Source organism: Pyrobaculum sp., assembly GCF_049971835.1.
Taxonomy (GTDB): domain Archaea; phylum Thermoproteota; class Thermoprotei; order Thermoproteales; family Thermoproteaceae; genus Pyrobaculum.
Window position 1 is genome coordinate 1 of sequence record NZ_JBMFKV010000241.1, and the last position, 2501, is coordinate 2501.

The 2501-nt window shown below is 59.8% G+C and carries 4 protein-coding genes; 1 reads left to right on the forward strand and 3 read right to left on the reverse strand.

Features of this window, described 5'->3' with window-relative positions:
* Window positions 1-629: 629 nt before the first annotated feature.
* From ACP5J3_RS13075 to ACP5J3_RS13085, 3 genes are read right to left on the reverse strand one after another with little or no spacing between them, the layout of a single operon-like run.
* On the reverse strand, window positions 630-1793 hold the full coding sequence (locus tag ACP5J3_RS13075) for an MFS transporter (protein WP_428496089.1): 1164 nt from the start codon (window positions 1791-1793) through the stop codon (window positions 630-632).
* Entirely contained in the window at window positions 1769-1912 is a 144-nt protein-coding gene (locus ACP5J3_RS13080) for a hypothetical protein (protein WP_158307149.1), read from the reverse strand. The genes ACP5J3_RS13075 and ACP5J3_RS13080 overlap by 25 nt, the downstream gene beginning before the upstream one ends.
* Window positions 1913-1932: 20 nt before the next feature.
* Window positions 1933-2124, reverse strand: a complete 192-nt coding sequence (locus tag ACP5J3_RS13085; protein WP_428496090.1) for a hypothetical protein — start codon at window positions 2122-2124, stop codon at window positions 1933-1935.
* 160 nt (window positions 2125-2284) lie between these two features.
* Between ACP5J3_RS13085 and ACP5J3_RS13090 the strand changes: the two genes are divergently transcribed.
* Window positions 2285-2501, forward strand: a 217-nt coding sequence (locus ACP5J3_RS13090) for a PaREP1 family protein (RefSeq protein WP_428496091.1), incomplete at its 3' end; no start/stop codon positions are given.

The following is a 2501-nucleotide window of genomic DNA, read 5'->3' on the forward strand; positions in this document are numbered from 1 at the left end:
GGCTGGCTGGTGCCAACAAGCCAACTCCCCAACCTAAAAGCCGCAGTCCTGATGTACAAAGCCGTGGTAGAAGGCGAAGGAAAGCTGGGAGTCAAGAGGAGAAGGGAAAGGAGAGCTAAACCCCCCATATAAAGATGTGTAGCGCCAAGAAGCGGCTGAGAGACGCTAGGCGGGAGCGGCGCGCCTGAGCCGGCGACGCGTGCTGGGCGTGGCGGCTGGGGGCGCGTCTAGATTTCACAAGGCGCGTGGCCGCATGCGACGGGTGCAAGCTACGCCGCTCCCGCACGCCGGGAGAGCGCCCTGGGGCGGCGCCCCGCGTGCGGCCCATAACCGGGCGGTCCCGGGTTCAAATCCCGGCGGGCCCATTTTTGTATGGACAGTTTGGGCGGTGGGTAGTTGGGTGTTGGCTCTGTCTTTAAATTTAGGTATGTGGTCTGTTTTTGTGTCTAGGTGGGAGATCGGAGAAGAGGGTGGTAGGTGGACTCATGGCTTTGAGGCTAAGTTGCAAGATACCTCTCCTAGGCATTCGCCGGATGTTATGCGCCTAGCGCTATCCATTCTTCTCTTCAGAGGTGCCAGACGCCGCATATAGTCTTCGCCGTAGTTCCTCCGCATACTGGTATTGCTCCTCAGGTGGGGGGCCCGGTGGATCTCTTCCCGTAGCTGGCCAGCAGTGCGGCCGCGGCGGCGAGTCTGGCTGCCGCCACTAGGAGTATAGCCGGCGTGGGGCCTAGCGCGGCCCATAACGCGGCTACCAGGGGGGTAGCGACGCCGGGGAGGTTGGCTGTGAGGACCGCGTTGAGTGCCACTAGCAGGCCTCTGTGGGTTTTGAAGACGTCTGAGACGTATATGTTTAACGCCGCTCTGTATATAGACGCCAGGGAGACGCTTCCCAGCATGGCGTAGGCGAAGATGGGCGCCGCCGGGCTGAGCAACGCGAATAAGGCGGTGAAGGGGAAGTCGGCGAGTAGCAGAGCCGCCATGAGCCGGGGGATCGACTCTCTGTACTTATCCACGAGGTGGCCCAGCGCCAGCGAGATGGGTATGGGCACGAGGTTGTAGAGTGTAAAGAACATGGCGATCTCGCGCTCCGACATGCCAACCACCTCTTTTAGGAAGGGTGCTATGAAGGGCGAGATTGCGAAGGAGATGCCGAGGAGCGTCATCACGGCGAGCACTCTGCCGTATATACGCGAGGTGAATACAGTTTTCAACTCCCTGAGGTAGCTGAGGGAGGTGGATGCAGAGGCCCTCCTCGCCGTCTCTATGAGGAGGAATCTGGCGGCGAGGCCCGCGGCTGATATCGCCAGTATGACGTAGACAGCCCACGTATGTCCGTGGGAGGCGGCGACTAGCCCCAGGGCAAAGGAGCCGGCGGCGTACGAGGCGTATGAGAGGGCGGGGCCTATTGAGATGATCTTCCCCCTCCAGTTCTCGGGGACGGACTCTATACGCATGACGAAGGAGGCCGACGTGGGGAGGCCGTCTGCGACGTAGAACAGCAACACCGCCAGCGGGAGGAGCTCCGGCTTCAAGAGGCATAGGATTGAGGAGATGTACACCACGTCTGTAATTATCAACGTGGGCTTCCGCCCAATTCTATCGGCTAGGTAGCCCCCCGCCAGGTTGGCGACGGAGTCTAGCACCTGCGCCGCGAGCCTCACCACGGCGAAGACGGCGAGGCCCCAGTCGTAGAGCCTGAGGGATAGGTACCACGTCAGAAACCCGTTTATAAACCCCTTACTGTAGCCAACTCCGTAGAGTATAGCTACGTTCCGCTTAATCCACGCCATGAGGGGCCAGCGACGCCACTTTGATCCAGCGGCGCGTCTCTGCCCACGTCCCCACACGCGCCTACCGACGGTTCTGCCTCGGACCTTTCATATATCTCTCCTTCTACTTCGTTGACCATAATAGAAGTGGGAGGCAACTTTAAAAACTTTCCTTTTTTACATTTCTCAACTTCAATGGATATGAATGGCTCTTTTTATCGGCTTCGAAGAGGCCTATGTACTCCACCACAGCCTCAGCTACATACGTCACAGCTCTCTCCGAGGCCTTCTCGTAGAGAGGCATCTGTCGTCTGCATAAGAGGAGATTGTGGAGGACGCGTGCGGCCCTCACGTAACCTCCTCTCCCTGCAGACGAACACCGGCGTGTAGGGCGCGACCGGAGGCTCAGCCGCCGCGGCCTTCTCGCCGCCGCTTGGCGTGTACTGGGGGCGACTGCTCCCAAACGGGGGTTGTGGGCTGTGAAAGATATATTTACGTGTCTCGGAGGTTCCGTGCTTGAGCTTTCGAAGCCTTGGAGGGATCCCGCTGGCTACAAGAGGGGGACGCTCCTGGAGGCGCGGTACGAGGCTGAGCTTGCGTTGAGGTTTCTGGAGGAGGGTCTCTACCGGAACGCGGCTGGCAAGGCTTTTCAGGCTTGGAAGGCGTTGCTGGCGGCGTTGGCTGTTGACTACGTTGAGGTGTTGGCTGAGCGCTTCCGTGGGGTTAGGG

Excerpts from the sequence above, each read along its gene's own strand:
- ACP5J3_RS13075 (WP_428496089.1), bottom strand. The coding sequence starts at position 1,793 with ATGGCGTGGATTAAGCGGAACGTAGCTATACTCTACGGAGTTGGCTAC.
- ACP5J3_RS13080 (WP_158307149.1), bottom strand. The coding sequence starts at position 1,912 with ATGGTCAACGAAGTAGAAGGAGAGATATATGAAAGGTCCGAGGCAGAA.